The sequence below is a fragment of the Butyrivibrio sp. LB2008 genome (assembly GCF_000621565.1).
Lineage (GTDB): Bacteria > Bacillota > Clostridia > Lachnospirales > Lachnospiraceae > Butyrivibrio.
The window spans coordinates 25,415-48,574 of sequence record NZ_KK211308.1; the positions used below are offsets into that span (position 1 = coordinate 25,415).

At 40.4% G+C, this 23,160-nt stretch carries 15 protein-coding genes; 1 reads left to right on the forward strand and 14 read right to left on the reverse strand.

From position 1 onward, the window contains the following. Positions 1–12: 12 nt before the first annotated feature. The 6 genes from T356_RS0116585 to accA all read right to left on the reverse strand — a co-directional run bounded on the left by T356_RS0116585 (position 13) and on the right by accA (position 15,554). Positions 13–6,471, reverse strand: a complete 6,459-nt coding sequence (locus T356_RS0116585; protein ID WP_197020935.1) for a non-ribosomal peptide synthetase — start codon at positions 6,469–6,471, stop codon at positions 13–15. Between the two features lie 16 nt (positions 6,472–6,487). Continuing rightward, a complete protein-coding gene (locus T356_RS0116590; RefSeq protein WP_026515470.1) occupies positions 6,488–9,448 on the reverse strand; it encodes a type I polyketide synthase in 2,961 nt (986 codons plus the stop codon). 14 nt (positions 9,449–9,462) lie between these two features. After that, the gene (locus T356_RS0116595) at positions 9,463–12,693 is read right to left on the reverse strand and encodes a non-ribosomal peptide synthetase (protein WP_026515471.1); all 3,231 of its coding nucleotides are present in this window, start codon (positions 12,691–12,693) and stop codon (positions 9,463–9,465) included. A gap of 185 nt (positions 12,694–12,878) precedes the next feature. After that, positions 12,879–13,109 carry an acyl carrier protein gene (locus tag T356_RS0116600; protein WP_026515472.1) on the reverse strand — a complete coding sequence of 77 codons (231 nt, stop codon included), beginning with the start codon at positions 13,107–13,109 and terminating at the stop codon, positions 12,879–12,881. A gap of 52 nt (positions 13,110–13,161) precedes the next feature. After that, positions 13,162–13,896 carry a thioesterase II family protein gene (locus T356_RS0116605; RefSeq protein ID WP_197020936.1) on the reverse strand — a complete coding sequence of 245 codons (735 nt, stop codon included), beginning with the start codon at positions 13,894–13,896 and terminating at the stop codon, positions 13,162–13,164. Between the two features lie 41 nt (positions 13,897–13,937). Next, a complete protein-coding gene (gene accA, locus T356_RS19875; RefSeq protein WP_081777899.1) occupies positions 13,938–15,554 on the reverse strand; it encodes an acetyl-CoA carboxylase carboxyl transferase subunit alpha in 1,617 nt (538 codons plus the stop codon). A gap of 192 nt (positions 15,555–15,746) precedes the next feature. On the opposite strand from accA, the gene T356_RS21665 reads away from it, so the two are divergent. Continuing rightward, entirely contained in the window at positions 15,747–15,878 is a 132-nt protein-coding gene (locus tag T356_RS21665) for a hypothetical protein (protein ID WP_255346985.1), read from the forward strand. A gap of 105 nt (positions 15,879–15,983) precedes the next feature. On the opposite strand, the gene T356_RS0116620 is transcribed toward T356_RS21665, so the two are convergent. The 8 genes from T356_RS0116620 to T356_RS20650 form a co-directional block, all read right to left on the reverse strand. Beyond that, on the reverse strand, positions 15,984–16,898 hold the full coding sequence (locus tag T356_RS0116620) for a tetratricopeptide repeat protein (protein WP_026515474.1): 915 nt from the start codon (positions 16,896–16,898) through the stop codon (positions 15,984–15,986). Between the two features lie 19 nt (positions 16,899–16,917). Next, a complete protein-coding gene (locus tag T356_RS0116625) occupies positions 16,918–17,727 on the reverse strand; it encodes a helix-turn-helix domain-containing protein (RefSeq protein ID WP_026515475.1) in 810 nt (269 codons plus the stop codon). 147 nt (positions 17,728–17,874) lie between these two features. Beyond that, positions 17,875–18,648: an EFR1 family ferrodoxin gene (locus T356_RS0116630; protein ID WP_026515476.1), complete on the reverse strand. Its 774-nt coding sequence runs from the start codon at positions 18,646–18,648 to the stop codon at positions 17,875–17,877. Between the two features lie 157 nt (positions 18,649–18,805). Then, positions 18,806–19,060, reverse strand: coding sequence for a TIGR04076 family protein (locus T356_RS0116635; protein ID WP_026515477.1), 255 nt, complete (start codon positions 19,058–19,060; stop codon positions 18,806–18,808). 131 nt (positions 19,061–19,191) lie between these two features. Beyond that, positions 19,192–19,905: a zinc metallopeptidase gene (locus T356_RS0116640; RefSeq protein WP_026515478.1), complete on the reverse strand. Its 714-nt coding sequence runs from the start codon at positions 19,903–19,905 to the stop codon at positions 19,192–19,194. Positions 19,906–19,992: 87 nt separating this feature from the next. Beyond that, positions 19,993–20,958, reverse strand: coding sequence for a methionyl-tRNA formyltransferase (fmt, locus tag T356_RS0116645; RefSeq protein ID WP_026515479.1), 966 nt, complete (start codon positions 20,956–20,958; stop codon positions 19,993–19,995). Positions 20,959–20,960: 2 nt separating this feature from the next. Then, positions 20,961–21,455 (reverse strand): peptide deformylase, encoded by a 495-nt coding sequence (def, locus tag T356_RS0116650; RefSeq protein ID WP_026515480.1) that lies wholly within the window; start codon positions 21,453–21,455, stop codon positions 20,961–20,963. A gap of 209 nt (positions 21,456–21,664) precedes the next feature. Then, positions 21,665–22,462: a hypothetical protein gene (locus T356_RS20650; RefSeq protein ID WP_051563519.1), complete on the reverse strand. Its 798-nt coding sequence runs from the start codon at positions 22,460–22,462 to the stop codon at positions 21,665–21,667. Between the last annotated feature and the right edge of the window lie 698 nt (positions 22,463–23,160).

Genomic DNA, 23,160 nt, shown 5'->3' on the forward strand with positions numbered 1-23,160 from the left:
CTATATCCCCCTTCATCTCTTTTTAAATTTACTTAATGACTGATTTCTTTTCTTTGCTCTGTCGCCGGATGCTTCAGAATGTTTTACCGCGGTAACTCTTTCACCCGCAGAAGATGTCTGTATATGCTCACTTATCATCGAAACGGTCGGATATCCAAACAGATCCACCAGTTTTACTTCCGTTTCAAATTCCTGTTCAAGCCTTACCTTGAGTTGAGAAAGAATAAGCGAATGCCCTCCGACATCAAAGAAATTATCTTCTGTTCCGAAATCATCTCTTCCGAGGATCTCGCTCCAGATCTTCAGTACCTTTTCTTCCGTCTCGTTGCTTGGCTTTACGATTCCGTGTTTTGTTTCTTTAAAATCTTTCGGAAGTTTTCTATAATCAACCTTTCCGTTTGGTGTAAGCGGAATATTATCCAATATCTCGTAATGCTCGGGAAGTACGTTAACAGGAAGGTACTCGCACAAGAAATTTCTCATTTCGCTGCTCTTAAAATCCGATCCGTCTTTTAAAACAAGATAAGCAACGATCATATCTCTGCCACCTGAATTTACGACGCTTACATGTGCGTTCCTGACATTATCGTTTTTAAGAAGCGCAAGTTCTATTTCACCGCTCTCAATTCTGTATCCTCTGACATTTATCTGATCATCCGCTCTTCCTTCGATCAGTATGGAGCCATCGGTCAAATATCTGCCCACATCTCCTGTCTTGTATATCTTCACTGACGGATCTTTATCACTTGTAATGAACTTCTCTTTATTGAGCTTTTCATTATTCAGATAGCCTTTACTCAGATGCCTTGTCTCAATATAGATTTCTCCAAGTTCGCCCAGTCCTGCTCTGTTCCCGCTCTTCGTAGCCGGATAAATATCCACTTCGTGAATTCCTCCTGATATCGGAAGAACGTCTTTTTTGGGATTGTAGTCATCAGGGATGTCATAATATCCCATAACCTGCGGAGTCTCTGTAGCTCCGTAGAAGTTTGAGCACATTGCTTTCGGACTTATTTTTCTTACTTTCTCAACCTGAGCCGCTCCGAGCTTCTCACCTCCAAAGTAATAATGTCTTACATCAGGCAGGTATACGTTTTTCTCTCCCGCTATCATCATGAAGAGCGAAGGTGTGATATTGACGTCCGTAACACCCTGTTCCGCCATCCACTTTGCACTTCCATCAAGGTCGTATCTTGAAGCTCTCTTACGTATTGCAAGCCTTCCGCCAAGTGCCAAAGGAGTAAACACTTCTCTCATCAGAGGATCGTGTGTTAATCCGGCAAACATTGCAAATGTGCAGTCTCTGCTAAGCCTGTAGTGATGTATGAACCACTTGATAAAATGAACGACCGGTTCATGTGGTGTACATATGAGATTGGGAGTGCCCGTTGTTCCCGATGTAAAGAGAACATAAGCTTCGTCACCGGCTTGTCTTCTAATTTTTTCCTTTCCGCTGTCACCTTGTTTCAGCTCCATAAGATCAGCATATGTTTCAAACAAACATGCCTCTTTTGCGGCACCATCAAATACCTTTGGGATTTCGCCGTCAAGAAGGATGACTCCCTTGGCTTTTACTGCATCAAACTGATTTTTAAGCCGTTCTTCAGGATATTCGGGATCGAATATACTAAACACTCCGCCGGCCTTTAAAACCGCAAGCATAGCAATTATCAGTTTTGTACTTCTAAATCCGTAGATGATACATTTATCACCGCTTTTTATTCCACGCTCACGCAGAGCACCCGAAAGCTCTGAAACCTTTTTATCAAGTTCTTTATAGGTAACATCTTCGTCTTCAAAAGAAATCGCTACTCTGTCAGGATATTTACTTATACTTTCTTCAACCATCTCGTAAAGTGTCTCGGTCGCCGTAATATTTCTTTCTTTTTTCCTTTTGTTTTTTTCTTCCAGGACATTTATGAACTCATCTCCAATAAGTGATATATCCTCAATCTTTACATTCTTTTTTTCAAGGACGGTTTGTGTAACTGTCGCAAACTGTCTCATGAATTCCTGCATTCTCTCCTGTTTGAAAAGATCGCTGTTATAAACCGCTCTCAGATTCATTTTTCCAAAATACTCTTCAACATACAGTGTCAGATCGTATTTGGTATTTTCCTGAATAATCGGATACGGCTCAGCTTCAAGTCCTTTCAGGTCAAAATTTATGCCGTCCGGATTCTGAACGTTTAACATCACCTGAACAAGCGGCAATCTGCTGAGATCTCTTTTTCCCACAAGCATACGGACAAGTTCTTCAAATGAAACATCCTGATTCTCGTAAGCTTTAAGGCTCACATCTCTGGCATTTTCAAGACACTTTTGTATGCTGTCTTCGTCGTCCACAGAGCATCTCATAACAAGAGTATTTACAAAGAATCCGATCATATCCTCGGTTTCTTTTTTGCCTCTTCCCGCAATCGGAACTCCTATCGGAATATCCGTGTTACCGGTAAGCTTATGCAGTAATACCGAGAAAACTGTAAGCATGAACATGAATGTTGTAATCTTGTTGTCTTTGCAAAATGCTTTTATCTTCGAAGTAAGATTTTTATCAAGTTCCGATGTCACCGTATATCCGTTATGTGTCTGAACATCAGGTCTGATGTAATCTGTAGGAAGCGAAACAACCTCCATGTCGGGTGAAAGAGTCTTTTTCCAAAACTCCTTCTGCTTATTTGTTGTTTTCTTTCTCTCATCAAGCCAATAGATATAATCTATATAACTCAGCTTTTCTTCCGATATATTTCCTTTTCCGCCATTGTTATAATCACTTGCTATCTCACGGGTTATAAGTTCCATCGACCATCCGTCCGAGATAATGTGATGCACAACGACTATCAGAACATATTCGTCTTTGTCCTTATAAACCAGATATCCTCTGATCAGAAGATCCTTTTCAAGATTGAAACTCTGTTTCGAAACGGCACTTATTATTGAATTAATGGGCTTATCTGTATCCTTGCCTTCAAAATTCATCAGGTAATAACGCCTTAAACTAAACTCGAAATCACTTCTGATTGTCTGATAAGGGATTCCATTCTCGTTTTTGAAGGATGTCCTTAAATTTTCATTGTTACGGATAACATGCCTGAAGCTCTCTTCAAGCCTCTCGACATTCAGCTCACCGCTTAGCTTTATCGGCATGACAATGTTGTAACTTCCGTTTGAATCTCCCATTTGCTCGGCAAACCACATCTGTCTTTGCTGGGGTGAAAGATTGATCTTTTCTCCCCTCTCCGCTCTTAAAACACTTTCGCTGCGCTCCGTTCCCTCTTCGCGGAATAGTTGTTCCATTTCACGTATGGTCGGATAGCCAAACACCATAGCAGTCGTGAAATCTTTTCCGAAGCTTTCACTTATGACATTCGAAAGTTTCGTCGCCGTCAATGAATGTCCGCCCAGTTCAAAGAAGTTATCGTCTATTCCGACATCTTCCGTCTCGAGAACTTCCTTCCAAAGTCCTGCGAGCTTTTCCTGAACTTCATTTTCCGGTAGCTGTACTTCTCTTCTCTCAGCTTTAAAAATGAGATTATTTTCAATTGCCTTAAGATCTGCTTTGCCGTTCCATGTAAGAGGAATATTATCTATAACATTTATGACTGCAGGAACCATGTAGTAAGGAAGCTTATTTTTCAGATGCTCTTTTAACCCGTTTGTATCAACGAGGTCTCTTTCTACCTTAACCACGAGATACAGTGTTTTTGTCTCACTCTTTTGCGTGACTCCGACAACCGCATCCGCGATTCCTTCGTATTCCATTGCCACGTTTCTGATCTCATCGGTCTCTATCCTAAATCCGCGAAGTTTGACCTGACTGTCTTTTCTTCCTTTGAATTCAAGTTCACCGCATGCATTGAGACATACAACATCTCCCGATGCATATAATTTGGTTTCATAACCGTTTGAAAATCTCTTGGTGACGAACTTTTCCTTATTTAGATCTTCTCTGTTAAGATATCCCTTGCTAAGTCCGATACCTCCGATATATAATTCACCCTCACGTCCTTTACCCACAGGATTCATCCACTCATCAAGCACGTATACTTCTGTATTCGTAACAGGCTTTCCTATGGTGACTTTTTCTCCGGGAAGACATCTTTTGGTAGTTGTCCAGATTGTCGCCTCGGTAGGTCCGTATGCATTAAAGAATTTGTGATCTCTGCCCCATATTTCTATCAATTCTTCAGGACACGCTTCTCCTGCAACTATCACAGTCTCAAGCTCATCAAGTCCTTTGGGAGAAGTAAGAGCGAGCACTGAAGGAGTAACACAGATATGGGTTATACCTTTATTCTTGATATATGAAGACAGTGCATTTCCGATTACTTTCTGCTTATCGACAATGTACAGTGCCGCTCCGTTTCCAAGTGCCATTACGATCTCAAATACCGAAGCGTCAAAGCAGAAAGAAGCAAACTGCAATATCTTAGAGTCACTTTTTACATCAAAGAGTTTTTTCTCTTCATCTATCACATTGCAGATACCTCTGTGCGGAACCTGCACGCCCTTTGGCTTTCCGGTAGATCCCGACGTATAGATGACATATGCGGTATCTTCGCAGGAAATCTTAATTTCATCATCGTTCTTAGTGCATTCATCGGAATAATCCCCGCTCATAATGCTGTCTATCGCGATAACATCTTTTATTTCGGGAACACATTCTCTTATCCGTTCAGCACCCAAAGTTCCTGTTATGATCACTTCTATACCGGCATCCTGCGCTATATATGTAATTCTTTCATCCGGATAACCTGTATCAATTGGCACATAGGCCATACCTGCTTTAAGTATTCCGACAAGAGTGACAACCGCTTCTATGCTCTTATCCATGAACAGTCCGATCATGGATCCGGATGTTCCTCTACCTCTCAGAACTCTTGCCACAGCATCGGATTTCTCATCAAGTTCTCTGTAAGAAATAGATTTATCTTCATAGCAAAGTGCTGTATTTTCGCCGTACTTTGAAGCAATTTTCCCGAATCTTTCGATAAATGTTTCCGGATCATAATCGGTTATGTGATTGTAAGCAATAAGCTCTTCTTCCTGCTTAGGTGATATAAGCGGTATCTCACATATTTTTTGGCCCGGATCCGCAATGATATTTCCGATAAGACCTATGAGGTCATCGCGCATTCTTTCAATTCGCTGCGGGCTGAATATTTCCGATTTGTACTCGATGAAGCCGCCTAATTCTTCTCCGTCATCAAACAAAGACAATGTGATATCAAACAATGCATTGCATACATCTACACCCTTTTGATTCATGGAAAGTCCGTCAAAATCAAATCGCGTCTTAGGAGTATTCTCATAATTAAACATTGTCTGAAACAGGACGGGATATCTGTAATCCTGCTCAATATCTATATCTTCGACACATTCATATATATCAATTTCTTTATGTGCCATGACGTCATAGTAGTGCTCCCTGACTTTACCCAGAAACTCATCTGCCGTGGAATCGATATCGATATTGGCTCTCATTCCAAGGCTATTAATAAAACATCCGATCATCTTTGTTGTCGCAAGATTATCTCTGCCTGACTCTGCCATTCCCACAACAAAATCTTTTTGACCTGTATATCTTCCGAGTAATATCTGATAAGCTCCCATGATAGTGCTGAACATGGTAAGCTTTTTGTCTTTTGCAAAAAGTCTGATATCCTCCGAAAGTTTTCTGTCCAGATTAAAATAAAGTCTTCTTCCCGGATAAATTGCCTTTATGCTTCTCTCGGCGTCGGTCTCAAGTCTTAGTATTGAAGAACCGTTAAGTTCATTTTTCCAAAACTCTTTTTCCTTGTTTTTCTTATTCTGCTTCCATGCGGTAAAATCGATATAGCTTACTTTCTCCTGCTCCAAAGATATAAAGCCGGAATTCTTATATGCGTTATAATAATCCTGCAGTTTGGAAACGATCACTCCGAATGACCAGCCATCCGTCACCGCATGATGTGAAACCAAAAGTATCACATATCTCTGAGGTGCAGTCTTAATAACAGTCACCTTAAAAAGCGAAGGCTTATCAAACTCAAATTTTCTTACTGCTCTTTCCTCTATTATCCCGTCAAGTCCCGCTTCTCCATTACAGATATCAATGTACTCGATCTTTGAAAAAGCATCTTTATCTATTACCTGAAGATATCCTCTTTCCGACTTTACGAAACCTGTTCTGAGTGAGCTGCTTGATGCAATAAGTGCGTCAATCGCTTTCTGAAGCGAAATGATATCTATTGCGCCCTCAACATCAACTCTTGAAGCAAGATTGTATGCTCCGCTCTCCTTGCTTAATTCCTCTCTCTCAAGCATCGATCTTTGCATAGACGAAACAACATACTCAGTAAGATCTGTTTTGCTTATAACATTCTCTCGCAGCTTACTTTTTTCAAGACGTGCCGCCAGGATGGAATGCAACTTTTCTTTATTTACATCTTTGTTTTTTTCTATTACCGTCGATGTCATCTTGTTTTTCACCCGTTTTCCGTAATGCTTAACCCGCATCCTCCAATAACTTTCCTGTAACAATCTCAGAAAGAGCCGCTATATTTCCTGCTTCGATAATCTCTCTTATCTCCACATCAAGCTGAATCGCATCTTTGATCATCATTGCATACTGACTGGCCGAAAGAGAACTAAGTCCTATCTCATAGAAGTTATCAAGAACGCCAATGTTTCCGACTCCGGTATTTTCTTTAAGCAGATTTAAAAGAAGTTCTTCCACTTCATCTCTTGGCTCAACAAGCTGTGCTTCCACGCTCTCTCTGTTTATACCGGTCTCTATCTTCACAGCCTTTGAAGAATCCGCTCTTACCGCTTCTCCCGCAAGATCGAGCAGTGAGTAATTTTTTCTGTCAAATCTGTAAGTCGGCATGTGAATCTTGTTAAATATCATGCTGTTGTCAAATTCGCACTTACTTACAGCTCCGCACTCCCATAAAAGAGCTGCTTTTTCCAGAAAATAATCATAATGTGATTGCTTGTGATATTTACCCGGAAGAAGATCTACATAAATATGATCTCTGCCATCGTTCTGCTGCTTTGTCAGATTGATCAAAGTTTTTCCGCAGCCGAGTTCAACGAATATTGCATCTTTTCCATCAAGCAGATGTCTTATTCCTTTTGCAAAAAGAACAGGATTTACAATATGCTCTCTCCAGTACTCTGCTTTACTTAACTGTCCGCTTTGCGCAGGCTCTCCCGTAGTATTTGATATGATCTCAATCTCGGGATCTTTTAATTCAAACTTTTCAAGATATTCTTTGAATTTCTCTGCTGCCTCTGCCATTATCGGTGTATGGAATGCATGTGATGTACTCAGCACCTGAGACATGATCTTCTTTGAATCAAGAATCTCTTTTGCCCTGTCGATATTCTCAAATGTTCCACCAAGTACGACCGCTTCGGGTGCATTAACGGTTGATACATATACTCCCTCAAGTCCGAGTTTCCTTACTTCATCAAGTCCAAGCTTTACCGCGAGCATTCTGCTTCTCTGAGCACTCTGCAAAATCTTGCCCCTGTGATATACAATGTCGATTCCGTCTTCAAAAGACATCACTCCCGCCAGGCAGGCTCCCACATATTCTCCGAGGCTGTGACCTATGATCTTGTCAGGCTCAACTCCGCAAGACATAAGATAGCTTCCAAGTGCATAGGCAACCATGAAAATAAGAGGCTGTGCAAATTCTGTATTGTTAATGATCTCTTTTGCACTTTCTTTTTCTTCTTCCGACGGATATAAGATCTTATGCAGATCTTCGCCGTAGTTATCGCGTATATAACCGATTCCTTCATCGATGATATTCCTTATATGATCGACGTTTTCATACAGGTCCTTTGCCATGTCAATGTACTGGCTTCCCTGCCCTGTGATCAGGAAATATACGGGTTTTGAAGAAGCCTTTACAAATCTTTTACCTTCTGCGGATGCTCTGAGTCCTGCGATCAATTCCTCTTTGCTTCCCGCAACCAAAGCACTTCTCATTCCGAAGTTTTCTCTTCCTCTCTGAAGAGTGGCCGCTACCTTTCCGATATTTGTCACATCACTGTTTTCAAGCCAGTCTGCAATATTCTCCATTCCTTCAAACAAAGAATTGCTGCTCTTTGCAGATAACGGAAAGATATACTTTTCATCTTTTTTACCGGCGGCTTCTTCTCTCTTCGGAGGCTCCTGCATTATCACATGAGCATTTGTTCCGCCTATTCCGAAGGAACTAACCGCTACTTTTGTATTTCCGTCTTTTTCGATCTTTTCGTTTTTCTTATTGATATAAAAAGGTGTCATATCAAGCTTTAATGCCTCGTTTTCTTTCCCAAAATCAGGCATCGCGGGAATGACTCCGTTCTTAAGTACAAGCAGCGCTTTAATAAGTCCCGATATTCCCGAAGCCGTATTCAAATGTCCGATGTTGGACTTAACACTTCCGAGTGCGCAAAAGCCTTTTTTGTCCGTATAATCTTCATAAACATTTGAGATTGCCTTAACTTCCAGAAGATCGCCAATCTCAGTCGCAGTTCCGTGAGTCTCAACATATCTGATCTCATCGGCCGACACATCCGCAAGTTCCATACAGTCACGTATAACCTGTGCCTGTCCTACAGGACTTGGCGCCGTAAATCCGACTTTGCTGTTTCCGTCATTGTTAACAGCTGTAGCCCTGATAACTCCGTATATGTCATCCTTATCTTCAATTGCATCTTCAAGACGCTTTAGTACGATCACTCCCACTCCGTCACTAAAAATCGTTCCGTCCGAATGTTCTTCGAAAGGTCTGCAGTGTCCGGATTTTGAAAAGATCATTCCTTTTCTGTATTTGTATCCCTGCTCTGTCGGGAAAGCCAGTGAAACACCACCGGCTACAGCCATATCGCAGTCTCCGCTAAGAAGTCCCTGACAAGCAAGATGAACTGCAACAAGTGATGATGAACAGGTTGACTGCACCGTCAGACTGGGGCCCGTCAGATTCAGTTTGTATGCGACTCTCGTAGCAAGAAGATCCTTGTCGCTTCCAAGCATAATGTCAAAATCATCATACTGTCCGGCAACGCCTTTCATTATCGCTCTGAGAATGTACGTGTTCATTCCTGCTCCCGCATAGACTCCGACTCTTCCTTCAAAATCAGATACAAGATTTCCCGAATCCTCAATTGCTTTCCATGTCTCTTCAAGAAGCACTCTGGCCTGAGGATCTATGATCATTGATTCTCTTGCTGTATATCCAAAAAATTCAGAATCAAATTTTGTCGGAGAATCAATAACTCCTTTAACTCCCACATAGTCTCCGGATTCAATGTCTTCTTCGGAAACTCCTGATTTCTTAAGTTCTTCGTCGCTGAATCTTTCAAGACATTCCTTGTTATCAAGAAGGTTTTTCCACAATTCATCTATGGAATCCGCCTTGGGAAACCTTCCGGACATGCCTATTATCGCGATCAAATTCTCATTTTCCATCTATACTTTTCTCCTTATACACGGGTTCTTCCTGCTGCCGCTCTTTGTTTTCTCATATCTCCGAGTCTGTTTCTTGTTCGCTTCTTTTCCGTAAGAGGCGCGGAGCTTTCTTCGCTCACCTTTTTCCTGCTCATGATAAAGTCTCCCATACTTCTGACCGTTGTATATGCAAAAATGTCAGGGAGCTCAACTTTTTCTCCGAGGCTGCTGTTTATTTTTTCCTGAAGAGCCATCGCAAGAAGCGATGTTCCGCCCACATCAAAGAAATTATCATCAAGCCCGAATTCGAAATCACCGATAACATCCTTCCATACGAGGATCATTGAATCATAAGCTCCGTTGCCCTCATTTGCAGTAATCTTATTCTCAGAAAGTTTTCTTCCCTTCATACTCATGAGAGTCTTCTTGTCTGTCTTCTGATTCGGTGTAAGCGGGATTGAAGGAACAATTATGAATTCCGAAGGAATCATGTAAGGTGTGAGCTCTTTCTTGCAGAATTCGCGAAGTCTCTTTAAAAGATTGTCCTCATCGCCTTCATAAACGATATATGCGGTAAGCTTCCGGTCCTTTATGACAACGGCGTTGTTCTTAATTCCCTCGAACTTATCTATAACACTCTGGATTTCACCAAGCTCAATCCTGTAACCGCTTAGTTTAACCTGATCGTCCGCCCTTCCTATAACCTCTATCTCTCCGTTTGAAAGATATCTGGCAAGATCTCCCGTGTCATAAATGCGCTTTTCTGTGCCGTCTATACTTGCATTTATAAAGCGCTCTCTTGTAAGCTCTTCTCTCTTGTAATACCCCTTTGCCAGGCCTTCACCTGCAAGAAAAAGCTTTCCGACAACGTTCTTTTGAACAATCTCATGATCGTCATCCAGGATATAAGCCTCATAATTGTGAAGCGGCGGTCCTATCGTAACCACTTCATCGGTTACCGACAGTTTTTTTGCCGTAGCCCATATCGTTGCTTCCGTAGGTCCGTATACGTTCCAGACATTGTCAAAAGCGCTTGTAAGGCTGTGTGCCAGTTCTTTTGAAACCATTTCTCCGCCTACAAGTACTCCGATATTTTTATATCCTTTCCATCCAAGCTTAAGAAGCATTGTCCAGGTCGTTGCCGTAGCCTGAAAAACATTTATTCCCATTTCGCGAACGCATCTGTCAAACTTATCTGCATCTGTCACAAGTTTCTTGGTCAAAAGAGATGACTGTCCTCCCAATGTAAGCGGAAGGAGAAATTCCAAAATGGAGATATCAAAAGCTATACTGGTAACGCCTCCGATATTCACATTTTCTTTTCCCTTAAGTTCAAGTACTTCTTCCATTGACTGGAGGAAATTTACAAGCGCTCCGTGCCCTATCTCCACTCCTTTCGGCTTTCCTGTGGAACCTGAAGTAAAGATGATATAAGCACTGTCGGACGCTGTAATTCTTTCAACTTCTTCATAAGCATCTGCTTCACTACCGCTTTCCAGAATATCCTCTACGCAGAACGCATCTTTTAAGAATTCTTCTTTCTCGATAAGCTCTCTGTTGCTGATCATATATGAAGAATCTGTACACTCGAGAATGTATTCGATCCTGTTTCTGGGAAAAGAAACATCTATCGGAATATAGATTCCGCCTGCCTTCATGATTGAAAGGAATGCGACTATGACATCAACATTCTTATTCATGTAGGCAATTACGGGGCTTCCTTTCTTTACACCTTTTTTCCTTAGATAACTTGAAAGCACCGCTACTTTTTCTCTTAATTCTCTATATGTAAGTAAGGTTCTTTCATCTCTTACAGCGCATCTGTCAGGATAGATATCCATCTTTTCTTCGATCATCTGAACGACATTGTCATACTTCTTAAATTCTTTGCTGTTCCGGCCCGAGATATAGATAAGATCATGCTTCTCTTTCTCATCGAAATACTTAAGTTCTTCAACATCGATGTCTTCCGAATCAATGATCCTTGCTATGAGCTTTTGATATCTTCCTGCAAATTCTTCTATCTTTTCCTTTGTAAAAAAGTCCCTGCTGTACTTAAATGCCCCTGTATATCCTCCGGCGTCCTGAACTATCTCAAGCGACATATCTTCCTGATCGAGCTGCTGATCCACGTCATAACCGTGATATCTATATCCGAGGAATTCACTCACATCTTTGCTGCTCTGATTCATGTTAAGGCCGTTATCCTTAATTCTCTCTTCCAAGAAATTGAATGCTGTTCGAAAAAGAGGATTGCTGCTGCCTTTACCCGGCGAAACGCTCTCAACAATAAGCGAATACGGTACTTTTTTATTGAGCATTGCATCGACAAAAATCTTATTTACCTCTTTTGCATTCTGCTCAAAACTTCCGCCGGCGGTTCTCATCCTTATGGGAAGAACATTGACAAAATCGCCTACCACGCTCTTATACTTTGCGGCACGTCTTAAGTTGACCGGAACTCCCACCACCACGTCACGTTTTCCGTATACCTGGAAAAGAAAAAGCTTATATACCGTAAGGAAGAATATGAAAGGAGAAATATGTTTTTTTTCACATATTTTCCTTATCTTTTCAGTCTTCTCTTCACTTAAGTAAAAAAGTTCCTTCGCACCTTTGATCTTTGATTCGCCTGTTTTACCGGAAAGTGCTTCATACTCAAGGCCTTCATCAAGATCTGCAAGATTCTTTTTCCAGAATTCAATTTTCTCTTGAAATTTTGGGGACGATACGAACTCTTTTTCTTCGTCTACGAAGATGTCATATGACACCGCCTGTTCACCCCTGGCAGTCATCGCATCCTCTTGTCCCTGATAAATACTGATAAAGTCGTTTAGTATAATCTCAACACTGTAGAAATCAACTATTATATGATGAATGACCATGCTTATAAGGTCATAAGATTCGTTTTTGTATAGATATATTCTAAACAAGTTATCATTGAGAAGATCGAAAGGTCTGTGAAAATCATGATTAACTTTCTGCCTGATCTCATCTTCTTCCATACCCGAAATATCTGTAACAAAGCAGTCATATCTGGATTTTTCATCAATATACTGATAAACTTTACCGTCTTCATTAACAAATCCTGTTCTCAATATCTCATGTCTGTTAAGAAGTTTATCCATAGCCGTGTAGAGCCTTGTCATATCAACTTTGTCATATGATTTAAATGCGATTCCGACATTATATGCTGTACTGCTTGGATCAAATTTCTGTAAAAAGAATAATGATTTCTGTCCGTAACTTAATTCATACTTTTTCATTTTGTGCCATTCCCTTTCATAGTCGGTTCAAATGAACTACCTTTTCTTCCGCTCAAGCCCTTGCATACAAGTTATCACTATATTTCGTGCATCAAAAGAGCGTATATCGAAAAGCTTTTTTTGCATGATATGCCCTTATCCGGCAAAGAATTAGCCACCACACACTCCGGTATGGTGGCCAACTATCAGGCTGCAAGTTCTTTGTTTACAATCTCATATACATCGCTCAAACTCTGCATCTTGGGATAATCTTCTTCATTGATCACAATTCCGAATGTTTTCTCAAGCTGACTTACAAGTTCAAGAATGAGCATTGAGTCAAACTCAAAAAGCTCAATGAATTTTGCATCATCTTCAAATCCCTTCATCTCTACGATTTCTTCTACGATTTCTCTGATCTTTGCGTTGTTCTCCATTTTTTTACTCTCCTTATCATTTCTTTTTTTATGCTATACTTCATCAGAAGTTTCAGCCTGCGATTACCTTTGCCAGATTGGCAAATTGATCTCTGAAATAGAAGTGATTGCCTTTGAAAAGGCGAACTTCAAAAAATCCCCCAAAATACTTTTCCCATTCAAGCAGGTCACCTATTCCGACAACGTTATCATCATCTCCGCCAAGCACCGTGACGGGAATATCCAGTTTTTCGCATTCCACGCTTTTATATGTGTCACACAAACGAAGATCGCTTCTGAGCGTAGGCAATATCATTGCCATTAGTTTGTTGTTTAATGAAGCATCGGAATCTGTCCCTCCAAGATCGAACACTTTATCAAGAAGCTCTTCATCCGGTAACATCGAATAGTCATTTCGCGGAATATTCGGTGCTGCCAAAGCCGATAGATAAAGATGCTTTGGAGCGATATTTCTTTTCTTCAGCCTGTGCGCAAGCTCATATGAAATGATTGCGCCCATACTATGTCCGAAAAAAGTAAATGGCTTATCCAGATACGGAAGCAACGCTTCTGTCAGGTCATCAAGCAGCTTATCCCAGCTTTCATAAGCAGGTTCATTTATCCTGAATTCCCTTCCGGGAAGCTGCACAAAATACACACTGTATCTTCCGGCGAGTTCTTTTAAGAGCGGCATGTAATATGTCGCACCGCCTCCTGCATGATGGAATACAAAAAGTCTTTCTTCGTCCGCTTCCGATTTCTTTTCAATAAACCACTTCTTTAACTTTACGTTTGCTGTCTTTTCCACAACATCCTCCATATTTCATACCGGGAAGTTTCAGGATAAGATCAATATTTTCTAAATCTCTTATATCTGTCTTTTGCAATAAAACTTCCATTTTTTCTTCCATATTTGAGAAGGAATCTGATCATCTCACCCTTGATCTGATTGCACATATCTTTCATATTCTCTTTATTGAGATTCTCGGGTTCTTTGATGACCTTCTCCACAATTCCGAGTTCATAAAGATCGTCCGCCGTCATCTTCATTACTTCAGCTGCTTCTTCTGCTCTGGAATTGTCCTTCCAGAGAATACTTGCATAACCTTCCGGAGTCAGGATTGAATACACAGAGTTCTGCAGCATCCATACTTCATTTCCAACAGCAAGTGCAAGCGCCCCTCCGCTTCCGCCTTCTCCGATTATTATCGAAAGGATCGGAACCTCGATTATCGAAACATCTCGTAAGAGTTCCGCAATCACAGATCCCTGTCCTCTTTCTTCGGCGTCCCTTCCGCATGCGGCACCAATCGTATCAACAAAGCAGATTATCGGTCTTTTAAACTTCTCAGCCTGTTTCATTAATCTGAGTGCTTTACGATATCCGCTCTGCGAAGCCATTCCCCAGTTGCGGTATACGGCATCGGAAAGATCTTTTTTTCCCTTCTGCTGCCCTACAACCGTTACAGGAAAACCGTTCAAAGAAGCTATTCCTCCAACGATCGCATGATCGTCCTCATAACTTCTGTCTCCGTGAAACTCAACGAAGTCATCAAACATCTTAACTACATAATCAAGTGTTGTAGGTCTCTCGTGAGCTCTCGCGATTCTAACCTTCTGCCATGGAGTATTCTTATTTTCGCCGGGCTTAACAGGCATGAATTCAACGACGCTAGCCTTGGGTTTAAGCTTTGTTTTTTTCTTTGAATGCATCTTCAGGATTTTTCCGATGTATTCCCTCATTGTTGGCCTCTCGACAACATCATCGACAAAGCCCTTTGCGAGCTGAAACTCAGCAGTCTGGAAATCATCGGGAAGTTTTTCGCCTATGTTCTGCTCTATAACTCTCCTTCCGGCAAAACCGATCATCGCACCTTTCTCTGCAAGGATAATATCCGCAGACATTGCATAACTTGCCGTCACACCTCCCATAGTAGGATTTGTGAGAACAGATATATAAAGAAGTCCCGCTTCCGAATGTCTTTTTACAGCTGCGGCAGTCTTCTCCATCTGCATCAGAGAAACAATTCCTTCCTGCATCCTTGCTCCGCCCGAACAACAGAACAAAAGCACAGGGAGTTTCTTTTTCCTTGAAGTTTCAAACAAACGTGTTACTTTCTCGCCTACGGCCTGTCCCATACTGGCCATCATGAACCTTGTATCCATGACACCTATGGCAATACGGATTCCTTCGATTTTTGCCTCACCTGTTATAATGGCCTCGTTCAAATTGTGCTTTCCGGCTGTTTGAACAAGCTTCTCTGCATATCCTTCATCCTTTAAAGGGTTATCACCCAGAAGATTCTCATCCCATTCTTTAAACGATCCGGTATCAACTAAAGAAGCAATTCTCTTACGCGCATGAAATCTCATATAATTTCCGCATTTCGGGCATATGGAATAATTGTTATCCAATATAGTTCTTGAGATTTCAGCCTTACAACAACTACACTTTCTTTCACTCATATCTCATCATCCCTTTCATATAAAAAGACAAAAAATCACGCGTCTTACAACAAAAACTATCATCATATTTCGCATACAAAAAGAGCGTATGTCGCAAATTATTCATTGCATAATACGCCCTTTTGAATATATTTCTTAACGGTATAATGAAGACAGTTGATAAATAATTGCTAGTTGAAAGGAGCACATAATATGAAAAAAATGTTAGTTTTAACTGTAACCATCGCTATTCTTGCAGCAGGTGTTTTTACAGGAACAAAAGCACCTTCAGCTACCAACAATACAAAGATCGGCATTTGCTGTATTCTTAAGCCTGCTCACTAAAAGCACTTAAGAATAGCTGATATAGAATGTATTGAGGGGAGATAGTTAAAGGGCGTATTATTGCAATGACTTGCAATAATACGCCCTTGAGGGTTACAGAAAAAACTATGAAAACTGTTCCTTACGATATGCCTCTATCAAAGATATGTTCTGTGCCGATTCATTAAAGTATCTGGCAAGCTCAAGTGACAGTTCAACATATTCTTCTGCTTTTTCTTTATATTCATTATTCTTACTGCTTTTCCACATCTGAGAATATAACCAGCCTATATTAAATACAAAAGTATACATCATCTCCTGGCAGGAATTCTTTTTTATAAGCGATATGCTCTTTCTGCAAATCTCTATGGACTCTTCATATCTCTCATTTACTCCGAGAACATTTGCAAAATTAAACAGTATCTTTACCACAACCAAACTGTCTTTATTGTCTTCCGCCTGATCGATATATGTATATAGCTTTCTAAATACCTCTATAGCCTTCTCAGAATCACCCATCTTATCATAAGTTACCGCTATATCATTCAGCAGATACAACTCCGTATCATTATATAGACGGGTTATGGAAAATTCACCGCGATCATAATCGGGAACAGACTTCTTTAACAATTCCTCTCTTTTTTTCAAAGATTCCTCGGAATAATCCTCATTTAATATAAATTCAAGCCTTCCCAAAAATTGTTCTTTTTCTATGGATTCTGTCTTTTTAAGCCCTTCCTTAAGTATCTGCATCTTCATTTGCAGCTCATCATACTTATGGTCTGTTATGAGCACTTCATACTCCTGATATCTGTCCTCATCAACGAACAGTCCGAGATCGTATGACATTATTATCTGTTCGGGTCTGCCTCCCATCTTCTCCTGAAGCATTCTGTAATTATCATCACTTGGGATCATCCCCTCATTTTCGTATCGTTTTAATGTAGTGCTGTCACATATTCCCTCTGACAGCTTTTCTCTTGAAAACCCCTTTTCTACCCGGTGATTTTTTAATAATTCCGATTTCTTATATACGCTCATTGTATTTTTCCTTATACTCTTATCCCATCAACGTTTCCATACCTAACAATATCTCTTCTTCCCTGTCCAATTTACCCAGAATATCTTTTTTCATCTTCAAAAGTCTGGACAAGCCCCTGCTTTGCTTAATCTGTCTTTTATATTGTAAGGCATCTTCCAAGTATTCCAGTTGCATCTGCTTCATCCATCTGTCTTTGGAGGCAGCTACAAGATCGGCTATAAGATCTCCGTAAAATACAATTTTTAAATAATGATTATTTGCTAACTTCTTTAAAAAATACCCAAGCTTAAAAAGAAGATCAAAATCATTTATCTCACCGATTTTATATAGTAGTTTAAACTCTCTTACTGTATATAATGACTCGTTTATGTTATCAAGACTTTTCTTTTTAAATGTCTGCTCAAGAGCTTTCCTATATAAAGAAAGAGTTTCTTCGGTATCTCCTTTCATCCTGCACAGTTCGCCTTCTATTTCAAATTCCAACTGCTTATGTATATTCTTACATCTGGTTTTGGGAATATCAGAATATTCATCAAAATATTCCTTTGTTCTTTCATAATCATTATCAAGTATTGATTCCTTAAGCTTCTTCTTGATATCCAGGAGTTTATGTTCTTCATCCGTCACCGTATATACGATTCTGTTCGGATTCTTTCCCATCCTCTCAAGAAGTGCGGATAGCATAAACTTATCCGGCAACATTTTCCCGCTTTCATATCGGTTATATGTGGATGCACTACATAATCCGTCGCATACTTTACTGATCGTAAGCGAAAGATTGGTTCGCTCCATCCCCAATATAGCTCCTATTACATTACTATCATTCATTTCTCAGCATCCCCCCTACGCAAATCATGCTAAATAGTAACAATTCTGCTCAACAGTCCCCCCTGATCAAACTGTCTAATTATAATTTTAGCAGGATAAATTGTTCATTTGCAACACTTCATCCTGCTAATATGATAAAACGTGAATTTAATTCGATCCGGCGTTGAACTTATCAAATGTTGTCTGCTCAATAACCTCTTTTCCAAGAAGCGTGATTGCCTGCGCGGGACAATGACTGATGCATCTGTAGCACATCGTACATTTACCTTGCGGCATTGGTTTCCCGTCCGATTGCTGCACAAGATTGTCCATAGGGCACTCGTTGACACAAAGTCCGCATCCTACGCATGCGTCACTTATTTTCAACTTGTTTGAGTATTTTAAAGTCTCCCGGCAAAACCACAACCTTTGGCCAAACAATCCGGCGATATGATCATAGAAATAAAGCCCCTCTTTTGGGTAATTTCCGTTCTTGATCTTCCCTGCCCAGGACTCAATCTTCTCATCAGCCTGCCTGATTATCTTTTTATTTGCTTCCGCCGTCTTTTTCAAAAGCTTACTATCGCATACGGAATCAGGCATCTTGATCTGCAATCCGCCCGTCACCGTAGCTCCGTACTTCTTAAAGAGTCTTGCTGTGCAACCTGTACCGTCACCGCTAAAAGCTCCCATGGTATTTATGCAAAAGATTCTTTTGCCCCTCCATATAGCTTCGTTGTTCCTGATAAAATCACGCACCATTAAAGGTGCATTTGAAAACTGCGTAGGATAACCTACAACTATATCCGTCTCTTTCTTTATTTCTTCTATAACTTGTGGATTTTCAATTGGAAAAGTCCTGCCGTTTTCATCAAGTAACTGCACAAACTTTTCCACACAGTGCTTAGAATTGCCTGTTCCGCTAAGATATATGCCGATCATTTCCCCCTACCTCCCTGTTAAAACAACACAAAGTATATTTTAGCAGGGTAACGTAGTGAATTGCAACTCTTTATATTTTTTAATAAAGAGTCGTTCGCGGAGCTTTTATATTATAAAAGAGTGATATCTCATGCCAAGATACCACTCTTCAAAGATTTTACTCAACACTCTCTATCATAAATTTGACTGTCTCACCGCAGTCTGTGCACTGGTACGGTCCGGGTCTGAGATTCCCGCCTCTTCTAAAAGCATAGACAAATGGATAAATCGCATTCATCGCAACCATGCAAACATTATCGCTTTTCTCTTTATCAAGCAAACTTCCCTCGAAACAAATTACGTCCCCAACTTTATACTTTGGGCAATGGCTCTCGATCACGGTAACTTTCACTTTATTATCTGTATAATTCATGTCTGTTCCTCCCGGTTAATATTTAGATAATATGTAAAAATCACCATGGCAAATCTGCTTTATACCGATCTGCCATGGTACTAATAAAAAGAATTTCGCGAGCTGCGCATCCTCCGCGGAGCGCTCCTTTATCAGTCTCTCCTTCTGCCGTTCAAGAGAATAAGTCTGAGGAGCTGTGCTACTGCTGCCGCTGCACTTGCAACATATGTCATTGCAGCTGCCGAAAGAACTTTTCTTGAATCCCTAACTTCTTCGTAGCCAAGGATTCCGTACTCTTCAAGCATTGAAAGAGCTCTGTGAGAAGCATCAAACTCTACGGGAAGTGTCACAAGCTGGAACAAAACAGCAAGTGAAAAGATCCAAATTCCCAAAGTAATAAGTGGCGAAAAGCTTACCAACATGCCGATTAAAATAAGCGGAACACCTGCTTTTGATCCGATATTGGCAGCAGGAACTATAGCCGTCCTGATCTTAAGCGGTACATAGCCATAATAGTGCTGGCAAACATGTCCGCACTCGTGCGCTGCAACTCCTATCGCCGCAACACTGCTCGAATTGTATGTTGCATCCGAAAGACGGATAACTTTTGCCTTTGGATCATAGTGATCTGTAAGATTACCGCTCACATGCTGGATCATAACATCGGTGATCCCGTTTCTTCTAAGAATCTCTGCAGCAACCTGCGCTCCTGTCATTCCGCACATACTGCGGATTCTCTCATATTTCTTGTACACGGAAGATACTCTGTAACTTGCGATCATGCACAGAATTCCCATGATGAGGACAACTATATACATAGGATCAAATCCGTATCCATACATCATTCTTCCATAACCGTAACCCATACTGCTCACCTCCGATTCCTGTATAACTTAATCTATTGTCTTCTCTGAAATCATAGTTATATGTCTGCGTACAAAACGCAGCTTTGATTATCCCAGCTTGGTTCCGATCTCTATCTTGTTTCCAAGTAAAAAATCTTTAACAAGCATTCTCTTTTTGCCTTCAAGCTGAACTTCTTTTAATACCAAAGTTCCTTTTCCCGTTGCAACGCCGATAGCTTCTTTTGTTACAAAAGAAACTGTTCCGGGAACAGCATTCTTTAATACTTCCGCATTTCCCGAAATTTCTTTTACCTGCTTATCATCCAAGGCATCAGCTACCCAGATCTTGAGCATCTTGCCTTCATGACGGGTAAACGCACTCGGCCAGGGATTAAGCCCTCTTACAAGATTCCTTATATCCACAGCGTTCTTATTAAAGTCTATTTTTCCCATGTTCTTGGAAAGTTTTCCACACTTTGTCGCGAGTTTTTCATCCTGCGGAATGGGAGTCAATTCGCCCCTCTCTATCTTGGGAAGTGTCTCTACTATAAGCTCTGCGCCAAGTTCCGACAACTTATCAAACAGACCGCCGCCCGTTTCATTGTCGTCAATAGGTATTTCCCTCTGAAAGATAATATCTCCGGTATCCATGCCTGCAGCCATCTGCATTATTGTAACGCCTGTTGTCTTCTCTCCATCGATAATCGCCTGCTGGATGGGCGCCGCTCCTCTGTATTTAGGAAGGAGTGATGCATGAATATTGACGCATCCGAACTTGGGAATATCAAGGATTTCCTGTGAAAGGATCTGACCAAACGCCGCAACAACGTATATATCAGCCTCATAGTTTTTTAAATAAGCTACATTCTCGGGAAGCTTTATCCTTTCAGGCTGAAAAACAGGAAAGCCATGCTTTAAAGCACATGCCTTAACATCTGAAACCTGAAGTTCTCCGCTTCTGCCCTTCGGCTTATCGGGCTGTGTAACCACCAAAGTGATCTCATGCCCGGCTTCAACTATTTTTTCCAGAGCGCTCGCCGCAAAATCAGGCGTACCCATAAAAATTATTTTCATAATTACGCGTCCTCATTTTCAGCCATAAGTTCTTCGTTATCTACAAGCTCACCCTCAACTTTTTCAACATACATATGTCCGTCAAGGTGATCGTTCTCATGAAGGATTGCTCTTGCCATGAGTTCTTCGCCTTCTATAATAAACTCTTCACCATCAAGATTAATAGCTTTAGCCTTTACATAATTAGGTCTTGTGACAATTCCTGATTTTCCGGGAAGTGAAAGGCATCCCTCATACCCTGTCTGCTCTCCGCTTGTCTCAAGTATCTCAGGATTGATAAATACTATAGGTGAATCCCCTTCGGGAGATACATCTATAACAAATACTCTTTTAAGTATTCCAACCTGCGGTGCGGCAAGTCCGACACCGTTTGCTTCATACATTGTATCGATCATGTCCTGTACAAGTTCTTTTATCCTGGGTGTGATTTCTTTTACTTCTTTACAACGGCTCGCAAGTACATTATCGCCGTATTCTCTTATAGTTCTAAGTGCCATTCCGGTCTCCTTTAATTTGACTGTTTTCTGAACAATTGCATAGTGTATAGCGAGAAGTAATTGCTATAGCAACCTTTTATCCTATACCAATACACATCATCGCAAGTATGTAGTATACATAGAAATTCTTTTCATATGTTTATTACATTCTTGCTTATTATAAAACGCTACCTCGCTATTATCAAATCATTTTATATTACGCGATGGCATTATAATAATATATCTTTTAACATTCGTCTTATTCCATTTATATCAAGCGGATTATCAGCGGTCTCATAAGTAAATATTAGATTTTTTCCGATATATATCCCATTAGCTCTGTAAATATCAAGCTTATACATGTTTTCTTTTCTATACTCCTCATCATCTAACAGACCAAAATGCTCAAGATATATCTCTTCTCTCGTACTCACTTTTAATATTGTAAAATCAGGAAATCTCACATTTCCATCTTTTAATCTCAAGGGATATTCATAGTGATACGGAATTCCCATCTCAAAAAGCATATCTGCAATAATCGCTTCGGATTTAGATCGTACTTTTTCACCTTTTCTTGTGTCATATATTTTGTTTTCTATTCGATATGGATTTGTTTTGAATGTTCTAGACTGCCATTCATGGGCAAATTGATCATCAGATAAAATGTATGGTCTTATTAGATTCTGTCTACCTTCTGACAAGTTTTCATACACAGATTCACAATATGATTTTCTGTATTTTAATAGTAATTTTTCCAGTAGTTTTTGTTCTTCCCTTGCTTTTATCAGAAATTTCTCATTGTAGTCCTTCTGCGCAAGGCTCTTGATAAGATGAAGTTGTTTCGTTTTATGAAGATACTCACCGTTTGTATCATTCTTTTCTTGAACTTCATAATATCGAACTCTTCCGCTGCTCTTACTTGTTCGTAGTCTTCCCTCAGGGAAACGTCCTTCCTCTTTCTCTGCAAGTTTTATTGCCCGCTTTATACACTCAATACGTGCATTCAAAACCTCTGCTACATTATACAATTTGTTTTTCCTCGTCTTTCTTTTTTATTTGCTCATGTAATCGATTATTCCGTCATAATTGTCTAAATCTGCGATTTTTCTTGCTCTTAGTCAATCTCTAACTGATTCCTCAGCTTCTTTGAATGCGAATTTCATCGCGGCATTGACTAAATCTGCTCTTTTCCTCCCTCTTAGTCAATCTCTAACTGATTTCTCAGCTTCTTTGAAAGCGCATCCCCTCGCTGCGTTGACTAAATCCGCTCTTTTTCTCCCTCTTAGTCAATCTCAAGCTGATTTCTCAGCTTCTTTGATAGCGTTTTTCCTCGCTGCGTTGACTAAATCTACTCTTTTCCTTGCTCTTAGTCAATCTTCCCTGAAAACCGCCGTTTTAACTCAATTCAGTTCTTCCACAAAGAAGGATTTCCTCCCCGCTTGATCCAAATCAATAACATAAAGTGAAATTACTACTAAGACTGATGAGCACTATTCATGCACTCATACTACCGATACCAAGCCCATATAGCCGCCCCCTGCATTCAGAGCGTCAATATACCTTAGTCATTACGCTTTTAGCCTCTTCCAATAAAAGACCTACGCTATTAGAATTTCTCTGAAAATCATCACTTGAAATGATGATTCACATTATCAGACATTTTTCTGAATAAATAGCAAGATAATACTATATTTCGGTCAACGATAAATATCATGACACAATCAAG